The organism is Kitasatospora sp. NPDC032757, from assembly GCF_055579305.1.
Genome location: NZ_JBVINN010000014.1, coordinates 71,494 through 89,559 on the forward strand (window position 1 = coordinate 71,494; position 18,066 = coordinate 89,559).

Below are 18,066 nucleotides of genomic sequence, written 5' to 3' on the forward strand. Positions count from 1 at the left end.
GCCACCCGGCCACCCCGCCCCCCTCACCCCGGCCACCCCAACCACCCCGGCCGCAGCCTGGCCCACCCCGCCCCCACGGGTCAGTGCGGTGACACGGACCCGGTCGCGGCAGGGGCGGACGCGCTCCCCGACGGCGAGGGCGACGACGGGGGCGACGACGGAGGCGAGGCCGATGCCGTCGCCGTCGGCGCAGTCGTCGGCGGGGCGGACGGGGGTGAAGCGGACGACGGTGACGTCGTCGCGGTCGGCGAGCCCGGCGAGCTCGGCGTACCGGTCGGCCCGCCGGTCGGCGTGCCGGAGGGTGTCCCGCTACCGGAGGGCGTCCCGCCCGGCGAGGGTGTGCCCGACGGGGCCGGGCCCGTCGTCGGTTCGGCCGGGGCCGAGGTGGAGCCGCCGCGGTTGTGCGGGCCTCCCTCCAGGGTGACCACGGCCTGCGAGGGCGGCAGCGCGATGCGGGCGGTCCAGTGCCCGTCCGGGGCGAGGTCCTCGTCCACGGTGACGATCACGGTGATCCGCTGGCCCGGGGCGAGCGTTCCGGCGTCCCGGCTGAGCCGGAGCCAGGCGGCGTCCACCTCGGCGTGCCAGCGGATCTCGGTGGTGCCGGAGTTGGTGAGGGTGAGCACGGTCCGGTTGCCGTACTCGCCGGCCTCGACGGTGAGCAGCCCGGCAGGGGCGGGTACGGGCACCCCGGCTCCGGGCCCGCTGCCCCCGGCACCGCCCGCCGCCGGACCGGCAGCGGGCGCCGGTGCCGGCGCTGGTGCCGCGACCAGCGTCGGACTGCCGAGCGGCGTCGCACCGTGTGCGGGCACGGGGATGGCCGGCCCCTGGATCCCGGGAAGCAACGTTTCTGCACTCACCGGCCCGGCCCACGCCAGCTCCATCCCGGCCACCGCCGGAGCCGCCCCTACGGCGCCCACCACCCCGCCGACCTGCCCGGCCTGCCCGGGCCCTCCGTCGGCCGGCCCGGAACCGCCCGGCCGGTGTCCGGCGGCCCGCTGGTCGTCCTCGACCCGGACGGAGGAGACCGCCGCGGCCGCGCCGGCGCCGCCGCCACCCCGGTGGCCGGCCCAGAGCGCGACGACCGGCGCGGCCAGCACCGCCGCCAGCACTCCCGTGGTCACCACCCGCCGGCGCACCGCCACCGCACGGCCCGCGTCCGGCGCGCGGTGGCGCGGGAACCCGCCCTGGTCGAACCGCAGGCCCGGCTCGACCACCGGGGCGGGGGCGGCCGTCCGCCGCCCCGCCGGGGCCCCGGCCGCACGCGGCAGGAACAACACCCCGCCGCCCCGGCCGGCCTCGCCCGCCGACGGCGCCGACGGCCTGGCCGGCGCCGACGGCGCGGTGAGCACCGGCAGCCCCGAGAGGCCCGCCGTCCCCTCCGCCACCTCGCCGGCCACCCGCTCGGCCGTGCCCCGGCACGTCGGGCACTCCACCACGTGCTGCACCAGCTCCCGGCGCAGCGCCGGGCCGAGCACCCAGTCCCGCCAGCTCTCCGCGCCGGCCCCGCCGAGGCGGTCCAGCTCGGGGCAGCTGCCGACGCCGAGCACCAGCAGCGCCGCCCTGGTCCGGCCGACCTCCGCCTCGGCCGAGGCGAGCAGCACGCGGGAGGTCTCGAACGGGACGCCCAGCACGGCCGCCACCTCGATCGGGCTGAGCCGGTGGCGGACCGACAGCTCCAGCGCCTCGCGCTGCTCGGGGTCGGTGCCGGCCGCCTCGGGCCAGGCGAGCGAGGCCAGCTCGCGCCGCCGCCGGGCCGCCTCCGCCGCCGGAACGCCCGCCCCGGCCTCCGCCACCGAGGGGCCCGGACCGGCACCGGAGGGCCCCGTACCGTCCTCCAGCCGCCGCAGGCAGCAGTACCGCGCCAGCGAGTACAGCCAGGCCCGCACCATCCCGGGCTCCGCCAGCCGTACCCCGTGCCGCAGCGCCAGCTCCCGCACCTCGCACAGGGCGTCGGCGGCCGCGTCGTGCTCGCACAGCACCGAGAGGCAGTAGGTGAACAGGCCGTCCACCTGCCGCTCGTACGCCGCGAGCGCGGGGTCGCGCGGGCCTTCCGTGCTCTGCGGCCCTTCAGTACTCGTTGTCACCCGTCCGACGGTAGAGAGCCGGAGCACGGCATCCGGGCTATTCCCTGCTGTTGTACTTCTTTCGGGTAACAACATCGCCCATTCGTGGACCTCACGCGAGCCCCCGCGTCCCGGCCCGCGCCCCCTCGCCCGCCCCCTCGCCCGCCCCCGCCCACGGCCCGTTGTCGGACCCAGGCGCTACGGTGACCGCATGGCTGCCCGCACCAAGACCACCGCCAAGCCGCGCCCGGCGTACCGCTGCACCGAGTGCGGCAACCAGCTGCCCAAATGGGTCGGCCGCTGCCCGGAGTGCAACGCCTGGGGCACGGTCGAGGAGTACGGCGCCGTCCCGATCCGGACGACGGCCGCCGGCCCGGTCAGCGCGCCCGCCCGCCCGATCTCCCAGGTGGACGGCCAGGTCGCGACGGCCCGCTCCACCGGCGTGCCCGAGCTCGACCGGGTGCTCGGCGGCGGTCTCGTCCCCGGTGCGGTCGTCCTGCTGGCCGGTGAGCCCGGTGTCGGCAAGTCCACCCTGCTGCTGGACGTCGCGGCCAAGGCGGCCACCGCCCAGCACCGCACGCTCTACGTCACCGGCGAGGAGTCGGCCGGCCAGGTCCGGCTGCGCGCGGACCGGATCAACGCGCTCTCCGAGCACCTCTACCTCGCGGCCGAGTCCGACCTCGGCGCCGTCCTCGGCCACATCGAGGCCGTCAACCCCGGCCTGCTGATCCTGGACTCCGTGCAGACCATCGCCTCCGCCGAGCTGGACGGCGCGCCCGGCGGCCCGGCGCAGGTCCGTGAGGTGGCGGGTGCGCTGATCAGGGCGTCCAAGGAGCGCGGCATGGCCACCCTGCTGGTCGGCCACGTCACCAAGGACGGCCAGATCGCCGGCCCCCGCCTGCTGGAGCACCTGGTGGACGTGGTGCTGAGCTTCGAGGGGGACCGGCACGCCCGGCTGCGCATCATCCGGGGGGTCAAGAACCGGTACGGCGCCACCGACGAGGTGGGCTGCTTCGAGCTGCACGACGAGGGCATCGCGGGCCTGGCCGACCCGTCCGGCCTCTTCCTGACCAGGCGTGACAAGCCCGTCCCGGGCACCTGCCTGACCGTCACGCTGGAGGGCCGCCGCCCGCTGGTGGCCGAGGTGCAGGCGCTGATGGTGGACTCGCAGATCCCGTCCCCGCGCCGGACGACGTCGGGCCTGGAGTCGCCCCGGATCGCGATGATCCTGGCCGTGGTCGAGCGGCACGGCGGGGTCAAGCTCGGCAAGCAGGACATCTACACCGCGACGGTCGGCGGGGTGAAGCTGAGCGAGCCCTCGGCCGACCTCGCCGTCGCCCTCGCGGTGGCCAGCTCCTCCTCCGACACCCCGCTCCCGAGCAACCTGGTGGCGATCGGCGAGGTCGGCCTGGCGGGCGAGGTGCGGCGGGTGACGGGTGTGCAGCGCCGCCTGGCGGAGGCGCACCGGCTCGGCTTCACCCACGCGCTGGTCCCGCCGGACCCGGGCAAGGTGCCGCCGGGCATGAAGGTGGTCGAGGTCGCGGACATCGGCGAGGCGCTGCGGGCCATTCCGGGCCGCCGCCGGGCCGCCGCCAAGCCCCGTGGTGAGGCACCGTCGGGGCCGCCCACCCCGCGCCGGGCCGCCGCCGCACCCCCCGTCGTGGCCCACCCGGAGGAGCTGATGGAGGGGTGGGAGCCGCTCGACTCCGACGAACTGCACTGACCCAAGCCCTGTCGTTGCCGTACACAGTTAGACTTTCCCCTGTCTCATTGGTGATAAGGCAGTACTAAGCGACAGAGCAACAGACCGTAGGCCGGCGCACGGCGCGAGGCGCGCGGCACGGGGTCGACCGGAGGAGTCACGTGGCAGCCAGCGACCGGGCGGACAAGTCCTCCCGCGAGGAGGCCCTGCTGCGGGCCTCCCTCACCGCCATCGCGCCCGGCACGGGGCTGCGTGACGGCCTGGAACGGGTGCTGCGGGCCAACACCGGTGGTCTCATCGTGCTCGGCTTCGACAAGACGGTCGAGTCGATCTGCACCGGTGGTTTCGTCCTGGACGTCGAGTTCACCGCGACCAGGCTGCGCGAGCTGTGCAAGCTCGACGGCGCCGTGGTGCTCGACAAGGACATCACCAAGATCGTCCGGGCCGGGGTGCACCTGATGCCGGACTCCACCATCCCCACCGACGAGACCGGTACCCGGCACCGCACCGCGGAGCGGGTCAACCGGCAGACCGGGTTCCCGGTGGTCGCGGTCTCGCACTCGATGCGGCTGATCGCGATGTACGTCAACGGCACCCGCCGGGTCCTGGAGGACTCGACGACCGTCCTCTCCCGGGCCAACCAGGCGCTGGCCACCCTGGAGCGCTACAAGCTCCGGCTGGACGAGGTGGCCGGCACGCTCTCCGCCCTGGAGATCGAGGACCTGGTGACGGTCCGGGACGTCACCGCCGTGGCCCAGCGGCTGGAGATGGTCCGGCTGATCGCCACCGAGATCGCCGGCTACGTGCTGGAGCTCGGCATCGACGGCCGGCTGCTCTCGCTCCAGCTGGACGAGCTGATCGCGGGCGTGGAGCCGGAGCGCGAGCTGGTCGCCCGGGACTACTTCCCCGAGCGGGCCGCCAAGAAGGGCCGGACGGTCACCGAGGTGCTGGCCGACCTGGAGGCGCTGACCCACGCCGAGCTGCTCGACCTGCAGACGGTGGCCAAGGCGCTCGGCTACTCGGGCTCCCCGGAGTCGCTGGACTCGGCGGTCTCGCCGCGCGGCTACCGGCTGCTGGCCAAGATCCCCCGGCTCCCCAACACGGTGATAGAGCGGCTGGTCGAGCACTTCGGCGGTCTGCAGAAGCTGCTGGCCGCCAGCATCGACGATCTGCAGACGGTCGAGGGCGTCGGCGAGACGCGCGCCCGCTCGGTCCGCGAGGGCCTGTCCCGCCTTGCCGAATCGTCTATCCTGGAGCGGTACGTCTGACCGGCACACCGCCGGCACGCGCGAGGACGGCCCCCGGGGATCCACTCCCCGGGGGCCGTCCTGTCGCTCCGTGACCGCTACGGCGTCAGCGGAGCAGCAGGGCCGGGCCGGGGCCGCCGACCGAGGCGAGCCCACCCGCGAACGCCCGCGAACGCCCGCGAACGCCCGCGAACGCCCGCGAACACCCGTGAACCCGCGACCACCGCGAACACCCGCGCGGACCCCCGAACGCCCGCGAAGCACACCGAAGCACGCCGCACGCCGAGGCCCCGGCGCGGAATCGCGCCGGGGCCTCGGGGAGGGCGGGTTGAGGAGCGGTCAGCTCTCCAGGCGGATCGAGGAGCGTGCCGACACCTGGCCGCCGGAGAGGCCGGTGAGGTCGGCGACCACCAGGTAGTTGCCGGCGGGGGCGGCCGCCGGGTCGGCCGTGGCGCACTGCTGCTTGCTGCGGCTGCGGTCCCAGGTGAAGGTCTCGGTCAGACCGCTGTTCGCCGGGATCTGCACCCAGGTGCTGCCCCGGTCGGACGGGCAGTCGCCGGAGGACCAGATCCGCTCGCCGTTGCTGGCCGTCACGGTGATGGCGGAGGCGGTCCGGCCCAGGTCCACCCGGCAGTTGGCACCGGAGGAGTTGCGGACGGTCAGCGCCAGCTTCGGCTTGTCCTTGGGCTGGTAGGAGTTCTGTGCGCCGGCCAGCTCCAGCGTCACCTGCGACGAGGCGCAGACGGGCAGCCCCATCACCTCGGGGGTGTTCACCGCGGGAGCCCCGCCACTGCCGCCGGTGCCACCACCGGCGCCACCACCGGTGCCGCCGGCCGCTCCACCGCCCGCGGCCGTCCCGCCGGCCGCCGCGCCGCCGCCGGTCGCGGGGGCCGGGTTGGGCGCCCCGCCCGTGCCGCCGGTGCTGAGACTGACGTCGCCGCCGCCGGAACCGGAGACCGCGCCGCCGCCAGGGCTGGTGCCACCGCTCCCGCCGCTGCCGGGGCGCGAGTTGTTCGCGGGGCCGCTGGGGGAGGCGCCGGGCGTGATCGCCTGGACGGGGGTCTGGGACGGCGCGGCCTGTGCGGCCTTGCCGGATGATCCACCGTCACCACCGCCCTGATCGGACATCAGCCAGGCGATCAGGGCGACGACCGCGGCGACGGCGACGAGCACGACGACGCGCCGTCGCCAGTAGATCGAAGCCGGCAGCGGTCCCACGGGTTGACGGAGAGAGGGCACGCCCAAACTCTACGAGACCGTGTGTGCCCTTTGACTCACCAACACCGCACACTCGCCCCTTCCTTCACATGATCCGCCATTTGCGCCGTTCGAGGGAGGCTGATCGGGGGTTTTGGCGCGGCGATCCGGATCTTCGGACTCCGCTTCGGCGGGCGGAGCGGGCGTGGGAGGATCGAAGGGCCATGGCTGCCATCACCGTCACCCCCGCCCCCAGTCCCGCCGCCGTCCCGCTGCCTCTGCCGCTGCCGGTGCTGCACTCCACCGTCCTCGGCTGGTACGGGGCCAACGCCCGTGAGCTGCCCTGGCGGACCCCCGAGGCCTCGTCCTGGGCGGTGATGGTGAGCGAGTTCATGCTCCAGCAGACCCCGGTGAAGCGGGTGCTGCCCGCCTACGCGGCATGGCTGGAGCGCTGGCCGACGCCGGCCGGCCTGGCCGCCGACGCGCCCGGCGAGGCGGTCCGGATGTGGGGCCGGCTCGGCTACCCGCGGCGGGCGCTGCGCCTGCACGCGGCCGCGGTGGCGATCACCGAGGAGCACGGCGGCCTCGTCCCGGACGACCACGCGACGCTGCTCTCGCTGCCCGGGGTGGGGGAGTACACGGCGGCCGCGGTGGCCTCCTTCGCCTTCCGCCGGCGCCACGTGGTGCTGGACACCAACGTCCGCCGGGTGTTCGCCCGTGCGGTGACGGGCGTCGAGTACCCGGCGCAGGCCACGACGGCCGCCGAGCGGCGGACGGCGACGGCACTGCTGCCCGAAGACGCGGAGACGGCGGCGACCTGGGCGGTCGCCGTGATGGAGCTCGGCGCGCTGGTCTGTACGGCGCGGAGCCCGGAGTGCGGCGACTGCCCGCTGTTCACCGGCTGCGCCTGGCAGCGGGCAGGCCGCCCGCCGTACGAGGGCCCGGCGCGGCGCGGCCAGTCGTACGAGGGGACGGACCGGCAGGTCCGCGGGAAGCTCCTGGCGGTGCTGCGCGCCGAGCACGGCACGGTCGAGCAGGCCCGGCTGGACGCCGTCTGGCCGGACGCGGTGCAGCGGGCCCGGGCGCTGGACGGCCTGGTCGCCGACGGCCTGGTCGAGCCGGTCGAGCAGGGCGTCTACCGGCTGCCGCAGTAGTTCCCGGAGCAGTTCCCGGTGCACCGGAGTTCCCGGAGCAGCTCCCGGTGCACCGGCCGGAATGACAGGAAGACCCGGCCGCCGCGGCAGGCTGCCGGTGCACCGGCCGGTATGACGGAAAATCCCCCTTGCCCTTCTCATGGGAGAGGGGCAAGGGGGATTTCCGGACCGCGGACGTCAGATGGCGACGGCCTCGGCGTTGGGCTCGGTGGCCTTGCCGTCGCCGTCCGATGCCGGCGCACCGGCGCCCCGCAGCGGGACCTCGCGCACGAAGAGCGCGGCGGCGACCGCGATGACCGCGACCGCGGCACCCCACAGGAAGACGGTGTGCATGCCGTTGGCCACCGCGTGGTGGTACGCGTCCTGGACGGGGGCCGGCAGCGCCTTGAGCGCGGCCGGGCTCAGCTGGCTCGGGTCGCCCTTGCCGCCGCCGTTCGCGGCCGCGTCGCCGAGCCGGTCCTTCATGGTCTCGGTGACCCGGCTGTTGAACAGCGCGCCGAACAGCGCGACGCCGAAGGAGCCGCCGATGGTGCGGAACAGGGTGGCGGTGGAGCTGGCCACGCCCATGTCCTTCAGCTCGACGCTGTTCTGCGCGACCAGCATGGTGATCTGCATCAGGAAGCCCATGCCGGCGCCGAGCACGACCATCCAGCAGGAGGCGGCGAAGCTGCCGGTGTCGGTGGAGAGCGTGGAGAGCAGCACCAAGCCGGCGGTCATCACGATCGTGCCGATGATCGGGAAGATCCGGTACTTGCCGGTCTTGGTCACCGCCTGGCCGACCACCAGCGAGACGACCAGCATGCCGAACATCATCGGCATCAGCAGCAGGCCGGAGTTGGTGGCCGAGGCGCCCTGCACGATCTGCTGGTAGAGCGGCAGGAAGACGGTCGAGCCGAACATCACGAAGCCGACGACGAAGCCGATGATCGAGACCAGGGTGAAGTTCAGGTTCTTGAACAGGCCGAGCGGGAGCATCGGCTCCTGGACCCGCTGCTCGACGTAGCAGAAGGCGATCAGGGTGGCGGCGGCCAGCGCGGCCAGGCCCAGGATCTGCTTGGAGCCCCACGCGTACTGCTGGCCGCCCCAGGTGGTGATCAGGGTGAGCGCGGTGATGCCGGTGGTGAGCAGGACCGCACCGAGGTAGTCGATCCGGGCGTTGTTGCGGACCTTCGGGAGCTTCAGGGTGACCATGACGACGGCGAGCGCGACCAGGCCGAGCGGCAGGTTGATGTAGAAGGTCCAGTGCCAGCTCAGGTGGTCGGTGATGAAGCCGCCGACGAGCGGGCCGCCGATGGTGGCGAGCGCCATCACCGCGGCGAACATGCCCTGGTACTTTCCGCGGTCGCGCGGCGGGACGAGCGCGCCCATGATCGACATCACGCCGACCATCAGACCGCCGGCGCCGAGGCCCTGGAGGGCGCGGAAGCCGATCAGCTCGTTCATGTTCTGGGAGAGGCCGGAGAGGGCCGAGCCCACCAGGAAGATCACGATCGAGGTGAGGAAGGTGCCCTTGCGGCCGTAGAGGTCGCCGAGCTTGCCCCAGATCGGGGTGGAGGCGGCGGTGGCCAGGGTGTAGGAGGTGACCACCCAGGACAGGTGCTCGGCGCCGCCGAGGTCGCCGACGATGGTCGGCATCGCGGTGCCGACGATCAGGCCGTCGAGCATGGCGAGCAGCATGGTGACCACCAGGCCGACCATGACCAGGCGGATCTCACGGGGGGAGCGCGGCTGCTCCTCCTCCTCGGACGTCTTCTTCTCCGGTGCCGGGTTGTCGGCCTTGGGTTGTGACATGGGGGGTGTCTCCCGGACAGGATCGGACGATCGTTCGGGCCTTCGACGGCACTTACTTGTCGCCCGGCTAGTTTGTTGACCGTGGGCACGGTAGGTTGTCTGCTAGCCGGTCGTCAAGCCAGTTTCTCGGCCGGCGGCCTGGGCAGGGAGAATGAGCCCGGGGGTGGGTGCCGAGGGGCACCCGAGAACGAGCAGCAGTCAACCGACGCAGTCATGAGGCAGGCCATGGGTACTCCGCACAGCCCCCGCAGCGACACCCGGGCCCGCATCATCGTGGTCGCGCTGGAGCTCTTCTCGGAACAGGGCTACGAACAGACCTCGCTGCGGGAGATCGCCGACCGGCTGGGCGTCACCAAAGCCGCGCTCTACTACCACTTCAAGACCAAGGACGACATCGTCCACGGCATCGTGGAGAGCATGGCCGCGCCGATCGACGAGACCCTCGCGTGGGGCGCCGAGCAGCCGTGGACCCCGGAGCTGCGGGACGAGCTGATCCGGCGGTTCGCGGCCGGCATGTCCGAGCGGGCACCGCTGCTGCGCTTCTTCCACGAGAACCAGCCCGCACTGCGCGACTCGCCGGCCGGGCTGGAGTTCAAGGAGCGGATGGTCGCCATGGTCCGCCTGGTGCACGGCCCGCAGGCCACCTTCGAGGACCGGCTGCGCGCCGCCATGTCGCTGTTCACCATCAACTCGGCGCTGTTCCTGCTCAAGCAGGACGCCTGCGACGGCGAGGCCGCCGGGCACATCCCGGACGACGTGGTGAGGGCGGCCTCGCTGGAGGAGGCGATGGCGGCCGCGCAGCGCGTCGCCCTGGAGATCGGCGCCCTGATCGACCACCCCGCGGCGCACGTCTGACCGGCGCGGTCGACACTGACGCCCGAGGGGGGCGGCCCGGCTCCGGGCCGCCCCTCGGGCGTGTGCGCGGGCCGGTCAGAACCCGGTGACCCCGTGTCCGGAGAGGTACGCGATCGGGTTGATCACCGAGCCGTAGTGGTTGCTGGAGCGGATCTCGAAGTGCAGGTGCGGCCCGGTCGAGTTGCCGGTGTTCCCGGAGCGGCCGATCTGCTCGGCCGCCGACACGCGCTCGCCCGCCTTCACCGAGATCGCCGACATGTGCGCGTACTGCGCGAAGCGCCCGTCGGCGAGCCGGAGCACGACCTCCTTGCCATAGGCGCCGTCCCAGCCGGCCGACACCACGGTGGCGTTGCCGACCGCGAGCAGCGGGGTGCCCGGGGCGACGGCGAAGTCCACCCCGGTGTGGTACCCCGCCGCGTACTCGGGGTTGGCCACCCCGTACGGGTTGCTGGTCGGCGCGCCCGGGACGGGGGCGGACCACTCGGGTGCCGGAGCGGGTGCCGGGGCGGGCGCGGGCTCGGGCTCGGGGGCCGGAGCGGGTGCCGGGGCGGGCGCGGGCTCGGGCTCGGGGGCCGGGGCCGGAGCGGGCTCGGGGGCCGGGGCGGGCGCGGACGCAGGCGCCTGGTCCGCGGAGGGGGCGGCCGCGGGCGGCTCGGGGGCCTGCAGGTTGGCGGCGACCGCCACGTACTCCTGTGCGGAGCCGTGTTCGTGCGGGAGCTTGTACGTGCTCGGGCCCGCCACCTGGACCAGCGCCGGGGTGGGCGCGGCGCCCTGCGCGACGGTGAACGCCGAGCTGCCGGGGGTGGTGGGGGTGACCGTCTGCGCCGAGGCGCTGCCCGGGGCGGCGACCAGCAGGGCGCCGGAGAGTATCACCGCGCTGGCCCCGACCGCGGTGACGGTGCGGTGCCGGTCGGCCCGGAGCGGGCCGCCGGGCAGGGTGTGCCGGGGCGCGGTGAGCGCGTGCAGCGGGGCGGCGTGGGTGCGGACGGCGTGGCCGAGCCGGGGCTGCCAGGCGGCCGCCTGGGTCGCCGCGCGGGCGGCGAGGCGGCGAAGGGCCGGCCCCATGGGCGGGACGGAAGACATCGGAAGCTCAACCTCACGGACGTACGGGGGCAGCACAACGAGCCCGTTCGGGCGTGCTGAGCGGGGGACCACTCAGGTGTAACCGTCACCGAGCGGACTCCCAAACGGTGTGACGTACTACGGCGTGTAGTCGGCGTCGTGCCGGAGATTCAAGCTGACGGAGCAACGATCATGTGATCCGGTCGTCCGTTCGGGGGTCGGGCCACTCCGGACGCCCGCTCCTCGCGTCTACTACCGCCGGTCGTACCGCTGTGGATCCCTGTGACCAGTCCCACCCGCCGCCGGGGTTCGGACGTTTCCGCGGCACGAATCCCGGGCACGTGCCCGCACCGCTGACCGGGCGCCCCTGCTGCGGGACCATCGACGCATGTATCCCAACAGGAGCGAATCCACCGAAGGCGGCCACGGCCCGGGCCTCCAGGAGCGCCGCTTCGCCGCGCGGCGCGGCTGCGAACGGCTGCTCTCCGGTGCCCGGCCGCTGAGCCTGCGCGAGCACCTCGCCGCCCTGGCCGAGGACGCCGAGGGCGTGTACGACCTGGACCGGCGGCCGGACATGTACGGCGACGGCGTGGTCCGCGCCCTGGAACAGAAGGTCGCCGGGCTGCTCGGCACCGAGGACGCGGCGTTCTTCCCGACCGGCACCATGGCCCAGCAGGTCGCGCTGCGGATCCACGCCGAGGCCGCCGGGCTGCCGACGGTCGCGACCCACCCGCTCGGCCACACCGAGCAGCACGAACGCCACGCGCTGACCGTGCTCAGCGGCCTGCGCAGCGTCTGGCCCACCGTCGCGCCGAGGCTCCCGACCGTGGCCGAGCTGGAGGCGTTCGACGAGCCGTACGCCGCGATGATCCTGGAGCTGCCGCTGCGCGAGGCCGGCTTCGTGCTGCCGTCCTGGGCCGAGCTGGAGGCGGTCGCCGCGGTGGTCCGGGAGAAGCACCACGCGGCGCTGCACCTGGACGGGGCCCGGATCTGGGAGTCGGCCGTCCACTTCGGCCGGTCGCTGCCGGAGATCGCCGCCACGGCCGACTCGGTCTACGTCTCCTTCTACAAGACCCTCGGCGGGATCAGCGGCGCCGCGCTGGCCGGCCGCTCGGGCTTCGTCCGGACCGCCAGGGCCTGGCGGCACCGCTACGGCGGCCAGCTCTTCCAGCAGTGGCCGGCCGCGCTGGCCGCGCTCGCCGGGCTGGACCGCGAACTGCCGCGGCTGCCCGGGTACGTGGCGCACGCCAAGACCGTCGCGGCGGCGCTCGCCGATTCGTTCGCGGTCGTTCCGGGGGCCCGGATCCACCCGGCCCCGCCGCACACCCACCAGTTCCAGCTCTGGCTGCCGTACGCCCCGGAGGAGCTGGACACGGCGGGTCTGCGGCTGGCCGAGGAGGCGGGGACGGCGCTGTTCGGCTCCTGGCGGGAGCAGGGCCTGCCGGGCCTGTCGATGACCGAGGTCACGGTGGCGGCCGACGCGCTGGACTGGACCGAGAAGGAGATCGCGGAGGCGGTGGACGCCTTTCTCGCGCTGCTGCCGACGAGGCCGTTCTGAGGGCCTGAGAGCACGGGCCTGAAAAGACGTCCGGCCCGCCCCCGCGGGTGCGGGGACGGGCCGGACGGTGAATCAGTGATGCCTGGTCAGAGGCTGATCGTCACTGCTCGGTGCGATCAGTTGTCGACCGGGCGGACCCGGATCCAGGTCTCCAGGTAGTTCGAGGACTCGTTCTCGACCTCGATGCTGGTGCCCGTCTTCGGGACCTTGACGCTGCTGTACTTGTTGTCCTCGGACCAGTACGACTTCAGGTCGCTGAACTCGTCGACGCCCTTGGCCCTCGGGACGACCGTCTCGACGCCGTTCTTGTGCAGGGTCAGCGCGTCGGTCTTGCGCGAGCCGAAGGTCGAGTCGTAGCCCTGGATGCGCGGACGCATCAGGGTGCCGTCGGCCCACTTGACCGGGGTCGGGTGGGAGTCGACCGGCAGGATCAGACCCTGGCCCGGGTGGTTGGTGACGTTGTTGTCGGTCTGCGACTCGTCCCAGTACCAGATCAGCAGACCGGCCTGGTACGGGTAGTGCTCCACCCAGCTCGGCTTGGCGGCGCCGAAGCCGAAGTTGTACGGGCCGGTCTTGAGGGTCCGGTCGTACGAGATGTACTGGCGGTTCTCGGCGATGTAGTACTGGGCGTAGTCGTTGGAGAACTTGCCCGAGATGCGCGAGAAGCCCTTGGCGGCCCAGCCGTTGTCACCGTTCTCGGCACCGTCGGTGAAGACGGTGGCGCCGTCGGCGGTGACGACGATGTCGTCCAGGGCCAGGCCCTTCATGTGCAGGCCGCCGTCGGTGGTGTTGTGGAAGCGGACCTTGACGGCCTTGCCCGCGTAGGCGTCCAGCGGGAAGACCAGGTCGCCCCACTTGTTGGCCGAGCTGCCGCTCAGCGACGCCTTGTCGGCGGCGTTGTGCGGGAGGGCGGTGCCGTTGAAGGTGCCCTCCAGGGCCTTCCAGGTGGCGCCACCGTCGGTGGAGACCTCGCCGTATGCGTAGTCGAAGTCCTGCTCCAGGTCGTACCAGGCCTTCGCGGAGAGCGAGCCCGAGGTCTTCCCGGTCAGGTCGACGTCGCGGGTCAGCGTGACGTTCAGGTCGTCGGCGCTGCCGCTCCACCACTCGTTGGCACCCGCGAACGGGGTGTTGATCGTGGTGGTGACGGTCTTCTTCGGCAGGTCGACGACCAGCGCCTGCGGCAGCTTGGAGTTGTACTCGACCGGGCCGATGTGGTGGGTCGACTCGGTGCCGGCCTTGGCCTTGTCGAACTTCAGCCAGCCGAGCTTGAGCTTGCTCCAGGCGTCGAGGTCGTTCGGCATGTCGCCGATCGAGTTCTTGCCCTCACCCAGCCAGGAGCCGGAGGACATCAGCGACCAGAAGCCGACCGAGTTGTCGATCCCGCTGCCCGAGGTGTCGTACAGGTCCGGCAGACCGAGGTCGTGACCGTACTCGTGGGCGAAGACACCGAGGCCGCCGTTCTCGGGCTGCATGGTGTAGTCGCCGATCCAGATGCCGGTGTCACCGACCGGGGTGCCGCCGAGCAGGTTGTTCGACGGACCGGTCGAGCCGGCCTGGGTGCCGTAGACGTACGAGCGGTGGGCCCAGAGGGCGTTGTCGCCCTGCTTGCCGCCGCCCGCCGACTGGTCCTCACCGGCGTGCACGATCTGGAAGTGGTCGATGTAACCGTCGGGCTCGTTGAAGTTGCCGTCGTGGTCGTAGTCGTACCGGTCCCACTGGTCGTACTGCGCGATGGTGGCCTTGATCTGAGCGTCCGTCTGGCCCTTGGCCTTCTGGTCGGCGACCCAGGCGTTGATGCCGTCGCGGATCAGGTCCTGCGCGTTGGAGCAGACGTGCGAGCCGCAGTAGTCCGAGCCGTAACGGGCCTCGTTCCACGGCACCTTCACCCAGTCGGTGACCTGGCCGTCGACCGAGTAGCGGCCCGAGGACTGCTTCTCGTAGAAGGTCTTCAGCGAGTCCTGGGTCTTGCTGAAGTACATGTCCTGGTAGTGCGACTGGTTGTAGTCGGCCTGCCAGAGCGTCGAGTTGTTGGTCGCCGCGTCGGGCTTCTCGATCTGGTTGTGCTGCGGGCCGGGCGTGCCGCCGTACTTGACCTTGCCGTCCGGCGTCTTCGTGGTGCTGTCCACCTGGTCGCTGAAGTCGACCAGGATGGTGAAGATCTTGTCCGTACGCTCACGGGCCAGCTCGACGTACTTGTCCTTGCCGAGCTTGATGCTGCTGCCGCCGCCGTGCTGCTCGATCTGGGCGGTGCCGGCGAGCAGCTGCTCGGTGGCAGCCTTCTGCTCGGCCTCGACCTTCTCGGTGAGCGGGCCCGGCAGGTTGTGCTCAGTGCTGACCTGAACGGCGTCGGCCGGGTCCTGCGGCACCGGGGCGGATCCGGCGGCGAAGGCCGTCCCCGGGAGCAGCCCCGCGCCGAGCGCGGCTATGACCGCGGCGGCCGAAACGGCCGCAGCGGCTTTCCTGGTCATCTTCAACGTTGTGACGTCCTCCCCAAACCGGTCCGGCTCATGGCCTTCCGGTAAACCAATGAAAGACAGGTGGACGTCATTTGATCCAAGTGTGGACGGAAAAGATAGACCTTGACCGTGACATGGCCACAGCGCTATGCTCCGCGACTCCCTATCAGCTGACGATCTGTCAACAACATTGGCATTAAAAGATGATGATTGATTCGATCGCCCTCGCACCACCCCGCGATCAGGCCTCCCACCTGCTGCATCGTGGGGTGGATCACACCTTTTGCGGCGGCACGAAAAACGGCCTGAGCCCCCGACGCGAACGCCGGGGGCTCAGACCGTTTGCTGTTATCTGTTAAATGTTGCTACTTCGTCAGGTCCGGACCCGGCGAGGCAACGGCGGCCGGGGTGTCCGCGACCGCGGACTTCTCCACGCCGCGGAAGGTGAACTTGGCATCCTTGCCGTCACCCTCGACACCGACGACCACGATGTGGCCGGCCCGCAGCTCGCCGAAGAGGATCTTCTCGGAGAGGTGGTCCTCGATCTCGCGCTGGATGGTGCGGCGCAGCGGACGGGCACCCAGGATCGGGTCGTAGCCGCGCTTGGCCAGCAGCTTCTTGGCCTCCACGCTGAGCTCCAGGCCCATGTCGCGGTCCTTGAGGCGGCCGTCCACCTTGTCGATCATCAGGTCGACGATCTGGATGATGTCTTCCTCGGTCAGCTGGTGGAAGACCACGATGTCGTCGACGCGGTTCAGGAACTCGGGGCGGAAGTGCTGCTTGAGCTCCTCGCCGACCTTCGCCTTCATTCGGTCGTACCCGGTCTGGGTGTCACCCGTGGCCGCGAAGCCCAGGTTGAAGCCCTTGGAGATGTCCCGGGTGCCGAGGTTGGTCGTCATGATGATGACGGTGTTCTTGAAGTCGACCACGCGGCCCTGGGAGTCGGTCAGGCGACCGTCCTCCAGGATCTGCAGCAGCGAGTTGAAGATGTCCGGGTGGGCCTTCTCGACCTCGTCGAAGAGGACGACGGAGAACGGCTTGCGGCGCACCTTCTCGGTCAGCTGCCCGCCCTCCTCGTAGCCCACGTAGCCGGGGGGCGAACCGAAGAGCCGGGAGACGGTGTGCTTCTCCGAGAACTCGGACATGTCGAGCGAGATCAGCGCGTCCTCGTCGCCGAAGAGGAACTCGGCGAGCGTCTTGGACAGCTCGGTCTTACCGACACCGGACGGGCCGGCGAAGATGAACGAGCCGCCGGGGCGCTTCGGGTCCTTGAGGCCCGCACGGGTGCGCCGGATGGCCTGGGAGAGCGCCTTGATGGCGTCCTTCTGGCCGATGACGCGCTTGTGCAGCTCGTCCTCCATGCGCAGCAGCCGGGAGGACTCCTCCTCGGTGAGCTTGAAGACCGGGATGCCGGTGGCGGTGGCCAGGACCTCGGCGATGAGCTCCTCGTCCACCTCCGCGACGACGTCCATGTCGCCGGCCTTCCACTCCTTCTCGCGCTTGGCCTTGGCCTGCAGGAGCTGCTTCTCGTCGTCGCGCAGGGACGCGGCCTTCTCGAAGTCCTGCGCGTCGATCGCGCTCTCCTTCTCGCGGCGCACGTCGGCGATCTTCTCGTCGAACTCGCGCAGGTCCGGCGGCGCGGTCATCCGGCGGATGCGCATCCGGGAGCCGGCCTCGTCGATCAGGTCGATGGCCTTGTCCGGCAGGAAGCGGTCCGAGATGTAGCGGTCGGCCAGGGTGGCGGCGGCGACCAGGGCGGCGTCCGTGATGGAGACCCGGTGGTGGGCCTCGTAGCGGTCGCGCAGGCCCTTGAGGATCTCGATGGTGTGCGGCAGCGACGGCTCGGCGACCTGGATCGGCTGGAAGCGGCGCTCCAGCGCGGCGTCCTTCTCCAGGTGCTTGCGGTACTCGTCCAGCGTGGTGGCACCGATGGTCTGCAGCTCGCCACGGGCCAGCATCGGCTTGAGGATGCTGGCGGCGTCGATGGCGCCCTCGGCGGCGCCCGCGCCGACCAGGGTGTGCAGCTCGTCGATGAACAGGATGATGTCGCCGCGGGTGCGGATCTCCTTGAGCACCTTCTTCAGGCGCTCCTCGAAGTCACCGCGGTAGCGCGAGCCGGCCACCAGGGCGCCCAGGTCCAGCGTGTAGAGCTGCTTGTCCTTGAGCGTCTCCGGGACCTCGCCCTTGACGATCGCCTGGGCCAGGCCCTCGACCACGGCGGTCTTGCCGACGCCGGGCTCACCGATCAGCACGGGGTTGTTCTTGGTGCGGCGGGACAGCACCTGCATGACCCGCTCGATCTCCTTCTCGCGCCCGATGACCGGGTCGAGCTTGGCCTCGCGGGCGGCCTGGGTGAGGTTGCGGCCGAACTGGTCCAGGACCAGCGAGGTCGACGGGGTGCCCTCGGCGGGCCCGCCGGCCGTGGCCGACTCCTTGCCGCCGCCGGTCTGGTAGCCGGAGAGCAGCTGGATGACCTGCTGGCGCACCCGGTTGAGGTCGGCGCCCAGCTTCACCAGGACCTGGGCGGCGACGCCCTCGCCCTCGCGGATCAGGCCGAGCAGGATGTGCTCGGTGCCGATGTAGTTGTGGCCGAGCTGCAGGGCCTCGCGGAGCGACAGCTCCAGGACCTTCTTCGCCCGGGGGGTGAAGGGAATGTGACCGGACGGGGCCTGCTGGCCCTGGCCGATGATCTCCTCGACCTGCTGGCGAACAGCCTCTAGAGAAATCCCGAGGCTCTCCAGGGCCTTAGCGGCGACACCCTCACCCTCGTGGATCAGACCCAGGAGGATGTGCTCGGTGCCGATGTAGTTGTGGTTGAGCATCCGGGCTTCTTCCTGAGCCAGGACGACAACCCGCCGCGCGCGGTCGGTGAACCTCTCGAACATCGTTTATCGCTCCTCAGAGCGGTCGGGCAGTTCGGGGTCGGTCCCCGCCCTGTCCTTCCGCATGCTAGTCCCGCTCAGCGGCGCGGCCCACGGATT

General features: G+C 72.1%; 11 protein-coding genes. 5 read left to right on the forward strand and 6 right to left on the reverse strand.

Annotated elements, in window-relative coordinates:
* Positions 1-80: 80 nt before the first annotated feature.
* Positions 81-2,084 (reverse strand): BACON domain-containing protein, encoded by a 2,004-nt coding sequence (locus tag ACZ5WK_RS18135; protein ID WP_465548406.1) that lies wholly within the window; start codon positions 2,082-2,084, stop codon positions 81-83.
* Between the two features lie 190 nt (positions 2,085-2,274).
* Between ACZ5WK_RS18135 and radA the strand changes: the two genes are divergently transcribed.
* Positions 2,275-3,786, forward strand: a complete 1,512-nt coding sequence (radA, locus tag ACZ5WK_RS18140; protein WP_396321903.1) for a DNA repair protein RadA — start codon at positions 2,275-2,277, stop codon at positions 3,784-3,786.
* A gap of 188 nt (positions 3,787-3,974) precedes the next feature.
* Entirely contained in the window at positions 3,975-5,033 is a 1,059-nt protein-coding gene (disA, locus tag ACZ5WK_RS18145; RefSeq protein WP_148644934.1) for a DNA integrity scanning diadenylate cyclase DisA, read from the forward strand.
* 318 nt (positions 5,034-5,351) lie between these two features.
* Here disA and ACZ5WK_RS18150 read toward each other — a convergent pair whose 3' ends face one another.
* A complete protein-coding gene (locus ACZ5WK_RS18150) occupies positions 5,352-6,251 on the reverse strand; it encodes a hypothetical protein (RefSeq protein WP_465548407.1) in 900 nt (299 codons plus the stop codon).
* A gap of 182 nt (positions 6,252-6,433) precedes the next feature.
* Between ACZ5WK_RS18150 and ACZ5WK_RS18155 the strand changes: the two genes are divergently transcribed.
* Positions 6,434-7,363 (forward strand): HhH-GPD family protein, encoded by a 930-nt coding sequence (locus ACZ5WK_RS18155; protein WP_465548408.1) that lies wholly within the window; start codon positions 6,434-6,436, stop codon positions 7,361-7,363.
* 177 nt (positions 7,364-7,540) lie between these two features.
* Here ACZ5WK_RS18155 and ACZ5WK_RS18160 read toward each other — a convergent pair whose 3' ends face one another.
* The gene (locus ACZ5WK_RS18160) at positions 7,541-9,154 is read right to left on the reverse strand and encodes an MDR family MFS transporter (RefSeq protein WP_396321900.1); all 1,614 of its coding nucleotides are present in this window, start codon (positions 9,152-9,154) and stop codon (positions 7,541-7,543) included.
* A gap of 225 nt (positions 9,155-9,379) precedes the next feature.
* Here ACZ5WK_RS18160 and ACZ5WK_RS18165 point away from each other — a divergent pair, with 225 nt between their 5' ends.
* Positions 9,380-10,009, forward strand: coding sequence for a TetR/AcrR family transcriptional regulator (locus tag ACZ5WK_RS18165; protein ID WP_465548409.1), 630 nt, complete (start codon positions 9,380-9,382; stop codon positions 10,007-10,009).
* A 75-nt stretch (positions 10,010-10,084) separates the two neighbouring features.
* Here ACZ5WK_RS18165 and ACZ5WK_RS18170 read toward each other — a convergent pair whose 3' ends face one another.
* Positions 10,085-11,074 (reverse strand): M23 family metallopeptidase, encoded by a 990-nt coding sequence (locus tag ACZ5WK_RS18170; protein WP_465548410.1) that lies wholly within the window; start codon positions 11,072-11,074, stop codon positions 10,085-10,087.
* A gap of 385 nt (positions 11,075-11,459) precedes the next feature.
* Here ACZ5WK_RS18170 and ACZ5WK_RS18175 point away from each other — a divergent pair, with 385 nt between their 5' ends.
* Positions 11,460-12,629, forward strand: coding sequence for a threonine aldolase family protein (locus tag ACZ5WK_RS18175; RefSeq protein WP_465548411.1), 1,170 nt, complete (start codon positions 11,460-11,462; stop codon positions 12,627-12,629).
* Positions 12,630-12,745: 116 nt separating this feature from the next.
* On the opposite strand, the gene ACZ5WK_RS18180 is transcribed toward ACZ5WK_RS18175, so the two are convergent.
* Both ACZ5WK_RS18180 and ACZ5WK_RS18185 read right to left on the reverse strand, forming a co-directional pair.
* Positions 12,746-15,097, reverse strand: a complete 2,352-nt coding sequence (locus ACZ5WK_RS18180) for an immune inhibitor A domain-containing protein (RefSeq protein WP_465548412.1) — start codon at positions 15,095-15,097, stop codon at positions 12,746-12,748.
* Positions 15,098-15,450: 353 nt separating this feature from the next.
* Positions 15,451-17,970: an ATP-dependent Clp protease ATP-binding subunit gene (locus ACZ5WK_RS18185; protein ID WP_465548413.1), complete on the reverse strand. Its 2,520-nt coding sequence runs from the start codon at positions 17,968-17,970 to the stop codon at positions 15,451-15,453.
* Positions 17,971-18,066: the final 96 nt, after the last annotated feature.